General features: G+C 69.5%; 14 protein-coding genes. 5 read left to right on the forward strand and 9 right to left on the reverse strand.

The window, feature by feature from the left end; translation table 11 throughout:
* Nucleotides 1-14: 14 nt before the first annotated feature.
* From FFF93_RS13650 to FFF93_RS13665, 4 genes are all read left to right on the forward strand, one after another.
* Entirely contained in the window at nt 15-1,394 is a 1,380-nt protein-coding gene (locus tag FFF93_RS13650; protein WP_138768440.1) for an isochorismate synthase MenF, read from the forward strand.
* 202 nt (nt 1,395-1,596) lie between these two features.
* Nucleotides 1,597-2,550: an ABC transporter substrate-binding protein gene (locus tag FFF93_RS13655; protein ID WP_138768439.1), complete on the forward strand. Its 954-nt coding sequence runs from the start codon at nt 1,597-1,599 to the stop codon at nt 2,548-2,550.
* A gap of 35 nt (nt 2,551-2,585) precedes the next feature.
* Complete coding sequence (locus tag FFF93_RS13660; RefSeq protein WP_138768438.1) at nt 2,586-3,551, forward strand: amino acid ABC transporter permease; 966 nt, start codon at nt 2,586-2,588, stop codon at nt 3,549-3,551.
* Complete coding sequence (locus FFF93_RS13665; RefSeq protein WP_138768437.1) at nt 3,548-4,324, forward strand: amino acid ABC transporter ATP-binding protein; 777 nt, start codon at nt 3,548-3,550, stop codon at nt 4,322-4,324. Before FFF93_RS13660 ends, FFF93_RS13665 begins: the two co-directional genes overlap by 4 nt.
* Nucleotides 4,325-4,411: 87 nt before the next feature.
* Here the strand turns inward: FFF93_RS13665 and FFF93_RS13670 are convergent, their stop codons facing one another.
* From FFF93_RS13670 to FFF93_RS13695, 6 genes are all read right to left on the reverse strand, one after another.
* The gene (locus FFF93_RS13670; RefSeq protein ID WP_138768436.1) at nt 4,412-5,017 is read right to left on the reverse strand and encodes a cation transporter; all 606 of its coding nucleotides are present in this window, start codon (nt 5,015-5,017) and stop codon (nt 4,412-4,414) included.
* Between the two features lie 40 nt (nt 5,018-5,057).
* Nucleotides 5,058-6,719 (reverse strand): 2-succinyl-5-enolpyruvyl-6-hydroxy-3-cyclohexene-1-carboxylic-acid synthase, encoded by a 1,662-nt coding sequence (gene menD, locus FFF93_RS13675; protein WP_138768435.1) that lies wholly within the window; start codon nt 6,717-6,719, stop codon nt 5,058-5,060.
* A 65-nt stretch (nt 6,720-6,784) separates the two neighbouring features.
* Nucleotides 6,785-8,548, reverse strand: a complete 1,764-nt coding sequence (gene argS / locus FFF93_RS13680; RefSeq protein ID WP_222424623.1) for an arginine--tRNA ligase — start codon at nt 8,546-8,548, stop codon at nt 6,785-6,787.
* Between the two features lie 138 nt (nt 8,549-8,686).
* Nucleotides 8,687-10,777 (reverse strand): PhoX family phosphatase, encoded by a 2,091-nt coding sequence (locus tag FFF93_RS13685; protein ID WP_138768433.1) that lies wholly within the window; start codon nt 10,775-10,777, stop codon nt 8,687-8,689.
* A gap of 92 nt (nt 10,778-10,869) precedes the next feature.
* Nucleotides 10,870-11,916 (reverse strand): o-succinylbenzoate synthase, encoded by a 1,047-nt coding sequence (locus FFF93_RS13690; RefSeq protein ID WP_138768432.1) that lies wholly within the window; start codon nt 11,914-11,916, stop codon nt 10,870-10,872.
* A 217-nt stretch (nt 11,917-12,133) separates the two neighbouring features.
* Nucleotides 12,134-13,528, reverse strand: a complete 1,395-nt coding sequence (locus FFF93_RS13695; protein ID WP_138768431.1) for a glycoside hydrolase family 32 protein — start codon at nt 13,526-13,528, stop codon at nt 12,134-12,136.
* 97 nt (nt 13,529-13,625) lie between these two features.
* On the opposite strand from FFF93_RS13695, the gene FFF93_RS13700 reads away from it, so the two are divergent.
* Entirely contained in the window at nt 13,626-14,579 is a 954-nt protein-coding gene (locus FFF93_RS13700; RefSeq protein ID WP_138768430.1) for a phosphatase PAP2 family protein, read from the forward strand.
* 51 nt (nt 14,580-14,630) lie between these two features.
* On the opposite strand, the gene FFF93_RS13705 is transcribed toward FFF93_RS13700, so the two are convergent.
* Genes FFF93_RS13705 through FFF93_RS13715 form a run of 3 tightly spaced genes read right to left on the reverse strand, consistent with a single transcriptional unit; the run spans nt 14,631 to nt 18,038 of the window.
* Nucleotides 14,631-15,845 carry an MFS transporter gene (locus tag FFF93_RS13705; RefSeq protein ID WP_138768429.1) on the reverse strand — a complete coding sequence of 405 codons (1,215 nt, stop codon included), beginning with the start codon at nt 15,843-15,845 and terminating at the stop codon, nt 14,631-14,633.
* A 41-nt stretch (nt 15,846-15,886) separates the two neighbouring features.
* The gene (locus FFF93_RS13710; RefSeq protein ID WP_138768428.1) at nt 15,887-16,633 is read right to left on the reverse strand and encodes a GAF and ANTAR domain-containing protein; all 747 of its coding nucleotides are present in this window, start codon (nt 16,631-16,633) and stop codon (nt 15,887-15,889) included.
* A 16-nt stretch (nt 16,634-16,649) separates the two neighbouring features.
* The gene (locus FFF93_RS13715; protein WP_138768427.1) at nt 16,650-18,038 is read right to left on the reverse strand and encodes a MinD/ParA family protein; all 1,389 of its coding nucleotides are present in this window, start codon (nt 18,036-18,038) and stop codon (nt 16,650-16,652) included.
* Nucleotides 18,039-18,059 lie beyond the last annotated feature (21 nt).

Below are 18,059 nucleotides of genomic sequence, written 5' to 3' on the forward strand. Positions count from 1 at the left end.
AGTGTTGTCTCATCATGACGAGCGCGTTCCGTACCAGAATTATCAGGACACTGACAGTCCCCCTCGATGCCGATTCATTCCCCGGGGGGCTGCCGTCGTTTCTGGTCCGTGATGACGTGCTGTGCTGGACCCGCCGCGAGGCCGGCCTGGTCGGTTTCGGCGAGGTGGCGCGGTTCACCGCCACCGGCCCGGAGCGGTTCCTCGAGGCGGACATCTGGTGGCGGCACCTGGTCCTCGAAGCGGATGTCACCGACGCCGTCGGCTGCCCCGGGACCGGCCCTGTGGCCTTCGGCTCCTTCGCCTTCTCCAAGGTGTCCGCGCACGAGTCCCGCCTGATTGTTCCCGAGATCGTGGTGGGCCTGCGCGACGGCAACGCCTGGCTCACCCAGCTCACGTTCGACGACGGCGAGCTCACCGAGGCCGGCGCCCGCGCCGCCCTGCGGCGCTGGCTGGAGGCACTCGGCTCCCAGGCTTCCGGCGACCCGGCGCCGTCGCAACCGCGGGCGCAGGCTGAACCGCAGGCGACGTCGGAACCGCAGCCCGGGCGGGAGGCCAAGCTCAGCACCGGCTCACTCAGCGAGGCGGACTGGATGGCCGCCGTCGCCGAGGGCGTCGCCGAAATCCGCACCGGGGCGCTCGAGAAGCTCGTGCTGGCGCGGGACATTGTCGCCACCGTGCCCGACGGCGTGAACGCCGCCGAGATCCTGCGCCAGCTCGCGGTCCGCTACCGCGAATGCTGGACCTACGGTGTCGACGGCCTTGTGGGTTCCACCCCCGAAATGCTGATCCAGGTGGAAGGCCGCACGGCGCAGGCCCGCGTCCTGGCCGGCACGCTGGACCGCCGCGACGCCGAGGGCATGGCCGGCTCGCCGCTGGAATTCGCCGAACGCGTCCTCGCCGGTTCCGAGAAGCAGCGGCATGAACACGACATCGCAATCCAGTCGCTCACCACCCAGCTGGCCCCCTTCTCCGAGGCCATGAACGCCCACAGCGAGCCGTTCATCTTGGAACTGCCGAACGTCTGGCATCTGGCCTCCGACGTCAAGGCCGAACTGACCGAGGTGGAGGGCCACGTGCCCACCTGCCTGGCCCTGATCAACGCCCTGCACCCCACGGCTGCGGTCTGCGGCACCCCGACCACCGTGGCCGGCGCGCTGATCCGGAAACTCGAGCACCTGGACCGCGGCCCATATGCCGGCCCGGTCGGCTGGCTCGACGCCGCCGGCAACGGCGAGTGGGGCATCGCGCTGCGCGGCGCGGTCATCGAGGGGCCGGACACGGTTCGGCTCTACGCCGGCTGCGGCGTCGTCGAGGGCTCCGTCCCCGCGGCGGAGCTGGCCGAGACCTGGGCGAAGTTCAGGCCGATGCTGGAATCTCTGGGCATCGACAGCTGAGCCGGCGCCCCTCCGGCAGCGGCGGCCTGCGGCGCGCGACGAATCCGTCATTACAGACAGCGGCCTGGTGTGGCCCCTTGAAAACCGTCTCGATTTAGTTATCCAATAGTGAAACTAAGTTTCCTGTGACGTACATCTCTTCTTCGGCGATACAATATACCCCGACTTAGTTTTCGCATGCCCCTGCAACAAAAGGTAAAAAATGCAGATCTCCCGTTCGCTCCTGACCAATTCCAAGGTCAAGGCCGCAGCCGTGCTTGCTATCGGCGCCCTGGCCCTCTCGGCCTGCACCAACGCCTCCGAGACCGGCACGGGCGGGGCGGCGACGCCGTCCGGCAGCGCAAAGGCAAGCTTCGACCCCACGACGGTCCAGAAAGACGATGCGCTGGCGGCCATGGTTCCGGCGGCCATCAAGTCCAAGGGCACCCTCACCATTGGCGCTGACACGAGCTACGCTCCGGCTGAGTTCCTCGGCACCGACGGCCAGACCCCGGTGGGTTACGACGTCGACATTGCGAAGGCAATCGGCGCCACCCTGGGGCTCAAGGTCCAGGTGCAGACCGCAGAATTCACCGGGATCCTTCCCGCACTGGGCCCGAAGTACGACCTTGGCATTTCCTCCTTCACCATCAACAAGGAGCGCCTCGGCGCAGTCAACATGGTCAGCTACTTCAACGCCGGCACCGCCTGGGCTGTGAAGAAGGGCAACCCGAAGAACTTCTCCCTCGATGACGTCTGCGGCAAGGCAATCGGCGTCCAGACCGGCACCGTGCAGGAGGACCCGGACCTGTCCGGCCGGAACAAGAAGTGCACGGCCGAAGGCAAGAAGCCGATCGATATCGTCACGCTCAAGAACCAGACCGACGTGACCACGCGTCTGGTCAACGGCAGCATCGACGCCATGGCGGCTGACTCCCCCATCATCGGCTACGCCCTGACCCAGACCAACGGACAGCTGGAGAAGCTCGGCGACGTCTACGACGCCGCCCCGCAGGGCATCGCCGTTGCCAAGTCGGACACTGCGCTCGCCGACGTCATCCAGAAGACGATGACCAAGCTCATCCAGGACGGCTCCTACAAGAAGATCCTCGAAGGCTGGGGCAACGCTGAAGGTGCCATCACCAAGTCCGAGGTCAACCCGGCGGCCGCGTCTTGAGTCTTCCCGCCACCGACCACTCATCAGGGGTAGGGATGGAAAGTCAGCACAACCACGCAGCACCGGTCCTGAACAAGCCCGTGCCCGTGCGGCACCCGGGCCGCTGGATCAGCGCCGTGATCATTGGCGGTGCCCTGCTGCTGATGGTGCAGAGCGCCTTCACGAACCCCAACTTCCGCTGGGACGTCGTCGCAACCTACATCCTGGACGTCAAAGTAGTCCAGGGTGTTGGCTGGACGTTGGTCCTGACGGCCACGTCAATGTTTTTGGCCATCGTGCTGGCCATCTTGCTGGCCGTTATGCGGCAGTCGGACAACCCTGTTCTGCGCTACACCAGCTGGCTGTGGGTCTGGTTCTTCCGCGGCACTCCCGTGTACACCCAGTTGCTGTTCTGGGGCCTCGTAACGGTGCTCTACCCGGCCATTACTGTCGGTATCCCGTTCGGGCCAGAGCTGTTCAGCTATGCCCTTTCGGACCCCAGCAAGGGTCTGATCCCGGCGATTCTCGGTCTGGGACTCAACGAGTCGGCGTATCTGGCCGAAATCTTCCGGGCCGGACTGAAGTCGGTGGACAAGGGCCAGACGGAGGCAGCAGAGGCGCTCGGCATGTCCAAAGGCAAGATCATGTGGCGGATCATCCTGCCGCAGGCCATGCGGATCATCGTTCCGCCGACAGGCAACGAGACCATCGGCATGCTCAAGACCACTTCCCTGGTCCTGGCCGTGCCGTTCACCCTGGACCTGACCTTCGCCACCAACGCGCTGGCGAACCGCATCTACCTGCCCATTCCCCTTCTGATCGTGGCCGCCTTCTGGTACCTGCTGGTCACCAGCATCCTGATGGTGGGCCAGCACTTCATCGAGGCGTACTACGGCAAGGGCGTCGACAACCTGGCCCCGGCCGCAATCAACCCGGCGGCCGCCAGGGCATCCGCGGCGGTGGCGCCAAGCGCCGAGGCCGAGCCGGCACTGAAGATGGATCCCGAGGAGGAGGCGAAATGACGATCACCACTGAGAACCCGCTGGTCAAAATCGAAGGCCTCCACAAGTTTTACGGGCAGCATCACGTGCTGCGCGGCATTGACCTGACCGTCAACCAGGGCGAGGTGTCGGTGGTGATCGGCCCATCCGGTTCCGGCAAGTCCACCATGCTGCGCTGTGTCAACCTGCTCGAAACCATCAGCGCCGGCCGGATTTCCGTCGGCGGTGAGCTGATTGGCTACCGCGAGGTCAACGGCCGCCTGCATGATCTGAAGACCAAGGAGATCGCGGCCCAGCGCCGCGAGATCGGCATGGTCTTCCAGCGCTTCAACCTGTTCCCGCACAAGACGGCGCTGCAGAACGTCATGGAGGCTCCGGTCCAGGTCAAGGGCCAGCCGAAGGACATCGCCCGGAAGCGGGCACTGGAGCTGCTGGACCGGGTAGGACTCGCGGACCGGGCCGGCCACTATCCCTCGCAGCTGTCCGGCGGGCAGCAGCAGCGCGTGGCCATCGCCCGGGCCCTGGCCATGGACCCGGAACTGATGCTCTTCGATGAGCCGACGTCCGCCCTGGACCCGGAGCTTGTGGGTGACGTGCTGAACGTCATGAAGGATCTTGCCAAGTCCGGCATGACCATGATCGTTGTGACGCACGAGATTGGTTTCGCCCGGGAGGTCGGCGACCGGCTGACCTTCATGGACGGCGGCATCGTCGTCGAATCCGGCGACCCGCGAGAGGTGCTCGCGAACCCGCAGCACGCCCGGACCAAGGAGTTCCTGAGCCGGGTGCTCTAGGGAGCAACTTTCTGCAACGATTTCGGACAGCCGCTACGTGGAACCACGTAGCGGCTGTCCGTTTTCGTAGCCCTTTCCGGCGGATGGTCAGTGTGCGTGGCGGAAGATGGCAACGGCTTCGCGGATCGCGTAGTAGACGATCACAAAACCGGCCACCGGGTCGGCCCACCACCACCCGGCGAGGGCATCCAGCAGGATCCCGGCCAGCACGGCGGAGGCCAGGAGCCCATCGATAAACGTCACCCTGCCCTCTGCGATCAGGACGGGGTTGCCCAGGGCTTTGCCCGTACGCGCCTTCCCCGCGGCGAGGACAAACATGACCACAGCCGTCACCGCCGTCCAGATCATCCCGGCCGTGCTGGGCTGCGCGTGGTGCCCGGCCGCCAGGGCGACGCCGGACTGGATGGTGAGGTGCAGAGCCAGTGCCACGAACGCCCCGGCGATCAACGTCAGCGCTATACGCTGGCGTCGTTCCCCGGCGCCGGAGAGCTCCCAGATGACCACAGTGCTGGCGCCGATTTCGATCAGGCTGTCCAGGCCGAAGCCAGCCAACGCCACCGAGCCGGCCGCGATCGAGGCAACGGCCAGAACGACAACGCCAATGACGTTCCAGCCCAGTGTGATTCCTTCGAGGAGGAAACCACGCCGTCTCAAGCGGGCCTCGTCCGTGCGCTTCGACGTTTCAGACAGCATCGATCTTGCCTTTCCCGGAGTATGCGGTGGGTGGTCCGGCCTAACGCCCGAGGACCCCGGCCACGGCGGCGGACACCGCGTCGCGGATGCGCCCGTGCAGTTCGCGGAGCCCGTGCCGCCCGGTCCGCACTTCGATGATGCTGCGGCCCTCGAGCGGCTCTGCCAGGGCCGCGGCGAGCTCCGCCGTCGTGCTCACCGCGCGGTGGGAGACGCCGTATGCGGCGGCGAGGGCGGCGAAATCCACCGTGTGCGGGGTGCCGAAGAGGCGTTCGACGGCGGTACCGTAGCGGCCTAACTGCTCGACGGCGCCGTGCTCCAGCAAGCCGAAGATGGCCCCGCCGGCGTCGTTGAGGACCACGATCCGCAACGCCGGAACGGCCTCGCCCGCGCCGAGCAGCAGTCCGCCGGCGTCGTGCAGGAAGGTGACGTCGCCCAGCAGCACGGTGGTTTCCTGTCGGCCCCCGACGGCGATGCCGGTGGCGGTGGCAAGGGTGCCGTCGATCCCGGCCAGTCCCCGGTTGGCGAAGACGGTGGCCTGTGGTTCCTGGGGCGGGGCGCCGGCGAGGTCGACGTCGCGGATCCCGTTGGAGGAGCCCAGAACCAGCTGCCCGCGCGTCTGGCCCCAGACCAGCGCGCCCACGGCGGGCCCGGAGGCGGCCGAACCCGCGAGCACCAGGTCCAGCGCGTGCTGGGCGGCGGCCCCGGCCAGCAGCCAGGCATCGAGCCAGGCAGGGCTTCCCCGGCCGGCGAAGTCGGCCAGGTCAGCGAGAGTCTCGAGCGGCAGTTCGGTGCGCCGGCCGGGCTCGTACCAGGCTACCGGAACGGGCTGGTAGAGGGCGGACGGGACGTCGGCGCGGGCGAGCAGCGCCGAGACCGGCCGTGACAGCGTGGGCCGGCCGAACAGCACAACGCGCTCGATCGGCTGGCCGGATTCCGGACCGAAGTGCTCCAGCAGCAGCCGGTACGGACCCACCGCATTCGGGCCGAAGCGGGCGTTCGAGGACGGTTCGGCGAGCAGCGGCAGGCCGTGGGCGCGGGCGAACGCCTCGGCGACCGGGCCGGCGTCGTGTCCGGCGAGGACAACGGTGCGCCGTTCGGGCAGCGCCGGGGAGGCTGCCGGGAAGTCCAGCGCCAGCGGATGCCGCGCGGCCTGGTGGATCCGGCGGCCGGAGGCCTCGCCCAGGCCGTCGCGCGCGGCCGGGACCAGCGGGTCGCGGAAGGCGAGGTTCAGCTGTACCGGGCCGGGCGGGATGTCCTCAAAGGCGCCGGTGGCCGCGCTCAGTGCCGTTTCGACGGCCCGGAGCGGGTTGTCGCCGGCGGGCACGTCGGCGGCGAAGCGGACATGCTCGCCGAACAGGTCCGGCTGCACGGTGGTCTGGTTGGCCCCGGTGCCGCGGAGTTCCTCGGGCCGGTCGGCCGAGAGGACCACGAGCGGAACTGCGGCGTGGTTGGCCTCCATCACGGCAGGCAGCAGGTTCCCGACGGCGGTGCCCGAGGTGGTCAGCACGGCCGCGGGGGCACCGGTGGCCAGGGCCAGGCCCAGGGCGGTGAAGCCGGCGTCGCGTTCGTCGATCCGGACCAGCAGCTCGACCCGGCCCGCGGCGTCGGCCTCGGCCAGCGCGTAGGCCATCGGCGCGGAGCGGGATCCCGGGGCCACCACCACATACCGCACGCCGGAGCCGATCAGGGCCGCAACGGCCATCCGCGCGGCCTCGACCGACGCCAACCCGCCTGCGGCTGGAGGGTCGGCGGGAGGAACGTCCGGGCTCACATGTTCTCCGGCGTCTCGATGCCGAGCAGGTCCAGGCCGTCGGAGAGCCGCCGCAGCACGAGTCCGCAGAAGGCAAGCCGCGATTCCCGAACCGTATCCTCGGCCTTGAGTACCGGGCACTGGTCGTAGAACGAGGTGAACAGCTGCGCCAGTTCAAACAGGTACGCGCACAGCCGGTGCGGCTCAAGCACCTCGCCGACTTTTTGCAGCGTGGCGTCGTATTCGAGCAGGTGCAGGGCCAGCGCGCGTTCGGCCGGTTCGACGACGGCGATGGTCGCCGCGGGCGCGGCCGCTGCGCCCGCAGCCCCAGCTCCCGCTGCGCCGAGGTGCTGCTCCAGCGCGCCGGCCTTTCGCAGGATCGACCGGATCCGGGCGGCGGCGTACTGGACATAGGGGCCGGTGTTGCCGGTCAGCGCCAGCATCCGGTCGAAATCGAAGACGTACTCCGTGTCGTGGCCGGTGGAGAGGTCCGCATACTTGACCGCGCCGATGCCGACCTGACGGGCGGTGACCGCCCGCTCCTCCTCGCTGAGCTCGGGCCGGCTGGCGTCGATGACGGCACGGGCCCGGTCCACCGCCTCCTGCAGCAGCGCCATCAGCTTGACCGGGTTGCCGGCGCGGGACTTGAGGATCTTGCCGTCCTCGCCGAGCACGTTGCCGATCTGGACGTGGGTGGCCTCCACCGTGTCCGGCAGCCAGCCGGCGTCGCGGGCGGTGGCCATCACCATCCGCAGGTGCACGTTCTGCGGGGCGCCCACCACGTAGAGCACACGGTCAGCCTCGAGTTCGCGGACCCGGTAGCGGATCGTGGCGAGGTCCGTGGTGCCGTACCCGTAGCCGCCGTCGGACTTGCGGATGATGAGGGGCAGCGGGTCGCCGTCGCGCCCGGTGAAGCCGGCCGGGAAGGTGCAGAGCGCGCCCTCACTGATCCGGGCGATGCCGCGTTCCTCGAGTTCCTGGCACAGCTGTGCCAGATGCGCGTCGTAGGAGCTTTCGCCGGCGATGTGGTCATCGGTGAGGCTGATCCCGAGCATCGCGTAGATGGCGTTGAAGTAGCGCTTGGACTGCGCCACGAGCCGCTGCCAGACGGCGAAGGTCTCCGGGTCTCCGCCCTGCAGCGCCACCACGCGCAGCCGGGCACGGGTGGCGAACCCGTCGGGGTCCGCGGCGGAGGCATCGAATTTCGCACGCGCGGCCTGGTAGAAGGCGCTCGGGTCGTCAACCAGCAGGGCGGCCTCGGGCGAGTCCTCCCCCACCTCGAGCCAGTGTTCGATCAGCATGCCGAACGGGGTGCCCCAGTCGCCGATGTGGTTTTGCCGGATCACGGTGTGGCCCAGCGCCTCGAGGACGCGCACGATGCTGTCCCCCACTACGGTGGTCCGCAGGTGGCCGACGTGCATTTCCTTGGCCACGTTCGGGGAGGAATAGTCGACGACGACGCGGTGCAGCGGCTCGGGCCGCGCACCTTCGCCGGCGGGCGCCGGTGCGTTCAACAGCTCCTCGATCCAGGTGCCATCGAACGTGAGGTTGATGAAGCCCGGACCCGAAATCTCCACCAGGCTGCAGACGCCGTCGAGGTCCAAGGCCTCCACGATCCTGGCCGCGGCGTCGCGCGGCGGCAGGCCGACTTTCTTGGCAAGCGCCATGGCGGCGTTGATCTGGATGTCCGCGAACTGCGAGGGCCTGATGACCGGATCCGTCTCGCGGAACTCCTCGCCGAAGGCATGGGCAATAGCTGCCTGGACTCTGGGGACAACCATTTCGGCCGGATTATTCACACTGTTCAAATTATCAGTTCCCGCCGCCCCCGGACGCTCGCTCAGAGCAACGCGGGGTCACTTCGCGCCCAGGTCGAGGGTCCGGATGGGCGCGAAGTGACCCCGCGTTGCTGCGGGAGGCTAGTCGTCGGTGCGGAAGACCTGGACCACGGACGGGCGCGGGATCCGCGCCTGGCCCGGCTTCGGCGTCACACCGGGAGCCACGTAGTCCGGGAAGGCGGAGTGCTGGGCCTCGAATGTGCCTTCCTCGCCCGGGTGCTGCACGGCGACAAACACATGGCGCTCCTCGTCGTGCACGATCGGCCCACAGGTCTCGGCGTCGCGCGGCACGGCGAGGAACTGCTCCACGCGTCCGCGCTCCGGCCCGTCCAGCGTGACCTTGAACAGGCCGTCCGCGTGACCGATGCTCGAGGGGGCGCCGTCCGTGGCGATCCACATGTTGCCGACCGAGTCGAACGCCACGTTGTCCGGGCAGGAGATTGGCGAGACCCGGTCGGCCGGGAAGCCGGCGAAGTATGTGGAGGTGTTCTTGGCCGGATCGCCGCAGACCATGAGCAGGTTCCAGGCGAACTTGGTGGACGTCTGGTCCCCGGCTTCGGTAATTTCCACGATGTGGCCGTCCCGGTTCAGCGTGCGCGGGTTGACCTCGGTGGCACCCTCCTTGCCGGTCTTGCCGCGGTCCGAGTTGTTGGTGCAGACCACGTAGACCTTGCCGGTGTGCAGGCTGGGCTGGACGTCCTCGCAGCGGTCCATCTTGGTGGGGCCGACTTTGTCCGCGGCGAGGCGGGTGTAGACCAGGACTTCCTCGACGGACATCCCGGGCACCATGGACTTGCCTCCCACCACCAGCGGGAGCCACTCGCCGGTGCCGTCGAAGGCGCCGTCGGCGGGGAGCTTGCCGGAGCCGTCGATCTCGGCCGCCGGGGAGTCACCGGTGAACTTTGCTACGTAAAGGTCGCCTTCGGAGAGCAGGTTCAGGTTGCTGGCGCGGGCGTCCTTGGAGTCGCCGGCCTGGTACGTGCCCTTGGACACGAACTTGTAGAGGTAGTCGAACCGCTCGTCGTCCCCCATGTAGGCGACGACGTGCCCGGAGGCGGCCACGATGACGTTGGCACCCTCGTGCTTGAAACGTCCCATCGCGGAATGCTTCCGGGGCGTCGAGTTCGGATCGAGGGGGTCCACCTCGACGATCCAGCCGAACCGGTTGCTTTCGTTGGCGTAGCCCTCGTTGCGGGTATCGAACCGGGGGTCGTCGAGCTCCCACTGCCGGGCGGTCGTCTTGGCGGTGAGTCCGTAGCGCTTGTCCGAGGCGGACGTTCCCGGGGAAACGAAGTAGCCGTTGAAGTTCTCCTCGCCGGAGAGAATGGTGCCCCACGGGGTGGTGCCGCCGGAGCAGTTGCCCAGCGTGCCCTTGATGGTCCGGCCGCCCGGGTCCGCAACGGTGCTGACCAGGGCGGAGCCGGCGACCGGGCCGGTCAGTTCGTAGGCGGTGTCGGTTAGGAAGCGGCGGTTCAGCGCCGCGCCCTGGACGTAACGCCACGGCTGGTTCTTGTTCTGGCGCACGAGTTCGACGACGGTGAGGCCGTGCGCGGCGCGGCCGATGGCCCGGGTTTCCGCGGCGTCGAAGCCGGCCGGGACCATGATGCTCTCGTTCGTGTACTCGTGGTTGGTGAAGAGCACGGACCGGCGGCCCTTGGCATCCAGCGGCAGGATGTCCGTGTAGTCGTTGTTGTAGCCGAACTGGCGGGCCTGCGCCGCGGCGCTCTGGCGGTCCGCGTCGAAGGCCGGCGAGTCGTTGAAGAGCGGGTCACCCCAGCGGATGACCGGCTGCCAGGTGAACCCCGCCGGGACGGTGAACGCGTCGACGGCGGCGTCAACCGGCGCGATCGCCGTGAACTGCAGCTTGGACTTGCCAAAGCCGTCCTTGGCGGCGGCGGCCAGGCCAGGGCCGCCGGCGGTTGCCGGCTCCGCAGAGGTCACGGCGTTGCCGAAGACGACGGCGAGGGCGCCGGCCGCGCCGAAGCCGAGGGCGGAGCGTCGGGACATGGTGGCCGAGGCAATGTCGCGGAAATAGTCGTTCGAACTGCTGTTGCAGACCTCGCCGGCGCAGGCGTTGTCACACTTAAGCGCACAGGTTACGGGGCTGCGCTTGCCCTTGGTATGGCCCAGCATGGGCAGCAGGGAAAACTTTCGTCCGGAGGAGACAGTCATGGGTGAAACCTTCCAAGGCAGGGGATGCGTCCCCGCCACCCTGCCAGCGTCCGACAACGCGGAGCGGTCCTCACGGTGAAAGTCCGGTTAACTCACGGGGCTGGTGTTGCAGGAGCGTCTGCTGCGAGAAGGGCGTACACACGCCGGAGCCGGTCGAGCCACCAGTCCCTGCGCTCGGGCGCGGCCGCATATTCGGCCAGCAGTCCGTCGTCGACGGCGACGTCCCGGAGCCGGATGGCGCCGTCGTCGGGGACCAGGGAATCCCTGGTGACGTCGGCGGCGAGCAGCGACACCGTCCCGAGCCCGCAGGCGTAGGGCAGTTCGGGCAGGGCAGCGGCGAGCGCCAGCCCCGCGCGGATCCCCACGGAGGTGTCCAGGGCGGAGCTGACGACGGCGGGCAGGCCGGCCTGCGCCACGATGTCCAGTGCCCGCCGCACTCCCCCGAGCGGCGCCACCTTCACCACTATCAGGTCCGCGGCGCCGGCACGCGCCACCTTCAGCGGATCATCCTCCTTGCGGACGCTTTCATCCGCGGCGATCAGCACCGACACCCCGGCGGCACGGAGCCGGCGCCGCACTTCGGCGAGGCCCGCGATGTCCGGGACCGGCTGCTCGGCGTATTCAAGCCCGACGGCGGCCAGCCGGGTCAGTGCTTCGACGGCGGCCGGCACGTCCCAACCGCCGTTCGCGTCGACCCGGATGGCGGCGTCCGGCAGTGCGGCGCGGACGGCACCCACCCGGGCGGCATCGTCGTCGAGCGTCTGGCCAGGCTCGGCGACCTTGACCTTGACGGCGTCCACCCGGCCGAAGCGGGCAAGGATCTCCGGTACCCGTTCCGCGGCGACCGCCGGGACGGTGGCGTTGACCGGGATGCTGGTCCGCCGGGGTTCCGGGAACCCTTGCCAGCCGGCCTCGACGGCGGCGGCCAGCCAGCGGGAAGCCTCGGCGTCGCCGTATTCGGGGAAGGGGCAGAACTCGCCCCAGCCGAGGGGGCCGGGCAGGAGCAGGGCCTCGCGCTGGGTGATGCCGCGGAACTTCACCCGCATCGGCAGGCTGACCACCCGGGCTGCGTCCAGGAGTTCGTCCACTCCCCCGGGGTTGAGACCGGAAGCGGGAGGAATATCGGCACTGGTGGGCATGGATGTACTCTACCGGCGGCACGCAGCGTGGGCCCGCGGGCGGCGGTCTGGTTGCAGGCGGGCGCAAGGCCTTGGGCGGGCCGACGTCGACTGGGGGTGAGCTCCTGGTTTAGGACACTCGTCTGGATCGGCCCCGCCCAAGGAGCACACCGGCGGGATCAGCCGCACCGGTCCTGCGAGTCTAGGGACGCGGCCTCGGGGCGGACACGAGTAGTGGCTACCTGTCTTGTGAGACGGCGCTACGTGGGCCGGGCTGTCGCAGCTCCCAGACATCGGCCGCGGCGCCGTGCGGCAGTTCCAGGCGCCACTCCTCGCCGGCCGCGGGGTAGGCGCGCACCGTCGCCGGCACCGAACCGTGGCGGTAGACCTCCACGATCGAGCCGTCCACGAAGATCCGCAGCTCGTCGCCGCCGGCCACGGTGTCCGCGAAAACCGGACGGACCTGCGCCGCGGACGCCAGGACCAGCCGGATCCGGCCTTCCCCGCCGCTGACCACCGCTTCGGCCTGGGCCGGCAGGCTCAGGGTTCCCGCGGCTCCCTTGGCACGGCGAGCACCCCGGTACCCTCGCAGCTCCGGTGCCGGCTCGACCGCGAGCACCCCGCCGTGCACCGCAAGCTGCCGCGGGAAGGTCAGCAGTCCGGCCCAGCCGGCGGCGTCCGTCTGCTCCTGGCCCCGGCCGGCACGGCCGTCCAGGCCCGACAGCTCGTTGGACCAGCCCCACAGCAGGGTGCGGTCCGGCAGGGACAGGATCTGCGGCGCATAGAAGTCCGGGCCCACGTCCGCCTTGCCGCCTTTCGCCGGGGTGAAGACCGGCAGGCCGGTGACGGCGTCCTCGGCGAGTGACCCCAGCAGGTAGCCCACACCATTGGGATGGTGGTGGTAGTCCGAGGCGAGCCAGAGGGAGGCCATCAGCAGCCAGGTTTCCGCCCCGGAGGAGTCCGGCACGCGGACCAGCTGCGGGCACTCCCAGATCTCGGCCGGAAGGTGCCGGGCCGCCAGTGCGTTCTCGGTGCTGAACCAGATGCCTTCGTAGCGCCAGTCGCGCAGTTCGTCCGCGCGGTAGAGCAGCACGGCCGCGTGCCCCGACGCCAGGCCCGCCCCCTGAAGTGCATAGCGCCGGCCGTGGAAGGTGAAGATAAACGGGTCGCGCACCGCCGTGATGCGGGGGTCCGCCGGCACCGGCGCCGCCACCTGCCCGTCCTGCCGCCACTCCGTCAGTCCCCGGGAACCCCGGGCCAGCACCACCTGGGCATGCCCGCCCGCGGTGCTGACGCCCGAGTACGCCGCGGTGGGGACGCCGCCGTCGTCCGTGACGACGCCGGTCCAGCAGCCCAGTGCGTCCGGGCCGCCGGGCTGGGGCCGGAGCGCGACGGGGTGTTCCTCCCAGCGGAGCAGGTCCGGGGAGCTCAGGTGCCCCCAGCAGATCCGGTCATGTCGTGCCGAGTCGGGGTTGTACTGGAAGAACACGTGGTACCTGCCGCCGTAGTAGCACAGGCCGTTGGGGTCGTTGATCCAGCCGTGAGCCGGCCGCGGGTGGAAGCGGGGGAAGGCCGGGTCCGGGTGCCGTGCCGCCACGGCCGCCGAGTCGGCGCCGCGCTCCAGGTTGCTCATGGGATGACTCTGGTCCGGTTCGCTGCGCCGGTCAATCCTGCGGGTTCCCGCCGGGCCGTCAGGCGGCTCCTAGTGTTCTGTGGGAACCTGTATAACGATGAGATTTCGGCAGGAACCCAGCAGCGGGCAGGCGTCTCCCGGGACCCGGGAGGTCCGCTTCCCCGACCGTGCGCCGTCGCGCCCTGCGCCGGGCCGGGCCACCGGGTTCCTCTTCCTGCTGGCCACCCTTGGCTGCGCTGCCGCCCTCGCCGCCACGTATTACTTCTTCGTCCGGACCACAACAGGCCAGTTCATTGACGAATCCGCGCTGGTCGAGGCGGTCGAAATCCACGGTGCCGCCGGCAAGGCCAGCAACAAGCTCCTGGACTGGCTGCCCGCCCTGTCCGTGCTGATCGCGTCGGTGGTGGTCCTGTTCGTGACGGTGGCCCGCCGCCGCTGGGCGGCTGCCGGCATCGCCGTTGCGGCCGCCACGGGGGCTAACGTCGCCACCCAGTTGCTCAAGGACCTCGTCCCGGTCCGGCCGTTCCGCGGCATCGAAACCCTCGAGTTCAATTCCCTCCCGTCCGGCCACACCACGCTGGCTGCCTCAGCCGCGGCGGCAGTATTCCTGATGGTTTCGCCGCGCTGGCGGCCGCTGGCCGGCTTCCTGGGCGGCAGCTTCGCCGTCGCCACCGGGGTGTCGACGCTCATCAACCAGTGGCACCGGCCCGCCGACGTGGTGGCGGCCTTCCTTGTGGTGGGGGCCTTCACGCTTCCCGCGGGCTGGCTGATCGTGCGCACCGGGCGCGGCTGGAATGTCTGGGAGGGCTACAACGGCCACTGGGCGTCCGCCCGGCTGTGGGTCGCCGTCCCGGTGCTGGCCGGGCTCGCCTCCGCCGCGGTGGCCGCGTACTCGCTGCTGAAAATAGCCCCGGGCCCGGCCCAGGAGGGCAGCACCACGAACTACTTCTGGGCGGGCACGTCGCTCATTGTCATCACCGGCTACCTCGCCACCGTCGCCTTGGTGTGGTTGTTCGGCCATGCGGCACAGCGGCGGTCCCCCGCGGTCTGAGCCAGGCTGTACTTCGTGGGCGTGCCTTTCCGGCAACTGGCGCCGCAGCCCTCAGTAGTTGCGGCGGTGCCTGAGCCGCGGAATGGTGATCGCGAAGACGGTGGCAGCGGCGAAGCCAAGCACTCCGGTGGCGCCCACGCCGGCGCCTAGCGAGGCCGCGGCCGTGACGCCGGAGAGCAGCACGGGGCCGCCGGTGGCGCCGGCGTCGGCCATGAACCGCCAGATCCCGAGGAACTGGCCGCGGCCGTTGTCCGGCGAGAAGTCAGCGCCGAGGGTCATGTTCAGCCCGGAGCTGATGCCGTTGCCGAAGCCGATCAGGAGCGCCGCGAGCAGAAGGCCCACAAACCCGGTGCTGAGCGGGATCAGCAGCATGGCCGTGCCCATGATGAGCGTGGACGGCACCGCCACCCACTGGCGGCCCTTGCGGTCCATCAGCTTGCCGGCCGGGTAGAACACCAGCATGTCGATGGCCCCGGAGATGCCGTAGATCAGCGAGGCCTGGGTCGCGTCCATCCCCAGATGATCGGCCCAGAGCGGGATCACCACCTGGCGGGACGCCCGCAGCGCGCTGAGCAGCAGCACCCCCATGCCCACACTCAGGAACACCCCGGCGTGGGAGGCCGCGACACTGCGCAGCGTGGGCTGCCGGACCGGGGTGCCGTCGGCCGGGGCGGGCGCCGCGACGAGGTCCGGGATGGTCACGGACAGGCCCGCCGCCGCGGCCATGGCCACCACGCCGGCCCAGTAGGCCGCGCTGATGCCGCCGAACTGCATCACCGCCGCGCCGATGAAGGGCCCGATGAAGATGCCGATCCGGTTGACCCCGCCCAAGGTGGACAGCGCCCGGGCCCGGAGGATCACGGGGACCGCCTCGGTCAGGTACTTCTGCCGGGCCAGGCTGAACACGCTGGCGGCCATCCCGACCACCACCATCGCCGCGGCCAGCAGCCAGATCCCGTCCGGCACCATAGGTGCCAGGGCGGCGGCAGCGAGGGCGACGGCGCTCGCGGCGGCCGCGCCGACGATCGCCCAGCGCTCGCCGAATTTCAAGGTGATGAGCGACGCAGGCAGGTTGAAGAACCAGGAGCCCAGCCCGATCAGTGTCACGATCAGCGCAGCGACGGCCACCGAGGCGCCGAGGTCGCGGGCGGACAGAGCCACCACGGGCAGGATCGCGCCTTCGCCGATGCTGAAGAGCAGGGCCGGGCCAAAGGCGGGGACGGCGATGCTGCGGAGGCTGAAGGCGGCGGGGCGTGTGGTGGTCATCCCCTTCATCCTAGGGCCGGACGTTCAACCCGGCCGCAGGGTCAGCTGTCGAAATGGGTGTGGATTTCCTCACCCGTGACGTTCCCGAGCACCTCGGCGGCGACGTCGCGGAGCTTCTGGTTCCGGTTGCTGGAGACCCGGGTCAGGATGGCCATCGCTTCCTCCTGCGAGCACCGGTTCTGCGCCATCACAACGCCGCAGGCCAGGTCGATGGAGGTGCGGTGCTCCATGGCCGCCTGCAGGTCCTCGGCGCGGGTCTGCGCGGAACCGATCCGGACGGCAAGACGCAACGCCCGGCCGGCGAGGTCCGCGAACCCGGCCGCTTCGGCCACGATGTCCGCGGTGAAGACGCCGGTGGAAGAGGCGAAGAAGTTCAGCGCTGCGGCCGAGTCCTCGCCGATCTCCAGCGGGACGCCGAGGGTGCTGCGGCAGCCGTGGGCGGCGAGCTGCTCCTGGTATTCGGGCCAGCGCGGGTCGGTGTCGACGTTGGCGAGGAGAACGATGCCGCGGGTGCGCAGCGCCTCAATGCAGGGCCCGTCGCCCAGGCTTTGCTCGATCCGGTCCAGGACGACGGCGGTCTGGCTGCTGCCGGCCACCGTCATGGTTTTTTTCCGGCGCTGGAGGGTCACGCCGCACTCGATGTCCACGCCGGCGGAGTGGCTTAGGTTGGACGCGGAAAACTCCGCGAGGCGGTCCAGGAAATCCTCGACGTTTTCGGTGCCCACAATGAGGTCCTGCAGCTGGAGTGCCGCATCTTTCCCGGCGTCGTTTCCGGCGTACTTGCTCATGGCCTAAATGTAGCGGTTAAACGTAGCCGTCGACGATCGCCGCGGCGATCTCGCGGTACGCCCGCCGGGTCTCCGGCCGGAGCGCGTCGAGGGTGACGAGGTCGCCGTCGGCCACGCCGCGGTCATGCGGGACCGCGATCAGCTGGCGGCAGATGCCCGAGAGGTGGTCCTCGATGGCGTCCTTGTCCACCCGCGAGGACACCTCGTCCTTGTCCGTGATGACCACGACGGCGTTCCGCGCCAGGTCCTCGTAACCGTGGCTGGCGAGCCAGTGCAGGGTGCTCCTGGCCCGCTTGGCGCCGCTGACGGCGTAGCCCGCCGCGATGATGAGGTTGTCCGCGGACTGCAGGATCCCGCTCATGGCGTTGTGGGTCACACCGGTGCCGCAGTCGGTGAGGGCCACGGAGTAGTAGCCGGAGATCAGTTTGCGGATCCGCAGGTACTCCTCCGCCGTGAGCGAATCGGAGACCTCCGGGTCCTGTTCCCCGGCGATGAGGTGCAGCCGGCCCGCATGGTGCATGTACCGGGCCAGCGCCGTGAGCGAATCGATCGACTCGACGTTGCGGAGCAGGTCGCTGATGGTGCGCGGGGCCTGCTGCTGGTAGATGCCTTCGCCGAGCGCGCGTTCGACGAGGTCGCCGGAGTCCGGGTTGGCGTCGATGGCACAGGGCGGGTCGCCGCGGTATTCAGCCAGGGTGAGTCCGACGCCGACCGTGGTGGAGGTCTTGCCGATGCCGCCCTTAAGGCTCAGCACCGCGGTGTTGTAGCTGCCCTGGAGTTGGCGGGAAATCCGCCGCGCGAGCTCGTCTTCTTCGCGCTGCCGGGCGCTCGGGCCCAGGTTCAGGCTGCCGCCCGTCAGGTTGTAGAGCGCGCCGCGCAGTCCGCCGACCGGCCGCGGCTTCTGTTCCCGGACAAAGAGGCCCGGCGAGCTGATGAAGTCCGGCATCGGCGCATCGGCCAGAGCGGCGGCCCGGCTCGCGGAGCGGGTGGCACGGGTGGGCTGCGGGGGCACGGAGCCGGGTGCAGAGCCGGTCGCGGGGGCCGTTTCGGTGGTGTGCGGCTCGTCCGCTGCCTGCGGGGCCGCCGACGTCGGCGCGCTGGCGGGAGGACGCGGTGCAGCGGGAACCTGGCTGATCACCGGAGTGGCGCCGGTGGCCGGGTAGCCAAAGCGCTCATCTGCAGCCTCCGCGGCCTGGGCCCAGGAGCTGCTGCGCGGTGGAGCCGGGCGGGTGGGGGGTTCCGTGGCTTCCGCGGGGACACTGCGGGGATTGACGACCGGCATGGTTCCTGTCCGGGCAGCCGGGTTCTCACCGTCGGCGCGACGCAGGTCGCGGCGGCGGCGGAGTTCAGGCTGTCCTGAGTTTTCAGCAGTGGTAGCTGAGTTGTCTTCCACCGGTTCGGGCATCTCTTGGTTTCTCCCCCAGGA

This window comes from Arthrobacter sp. KBS0702 (genome assembly GCF_005937985.2).
Taxonomy (GTDB): Bacteria; Actinomycetota; Actinomycetes; order Actinomycetales; family Micrococcaceae; genus Arthrobacter.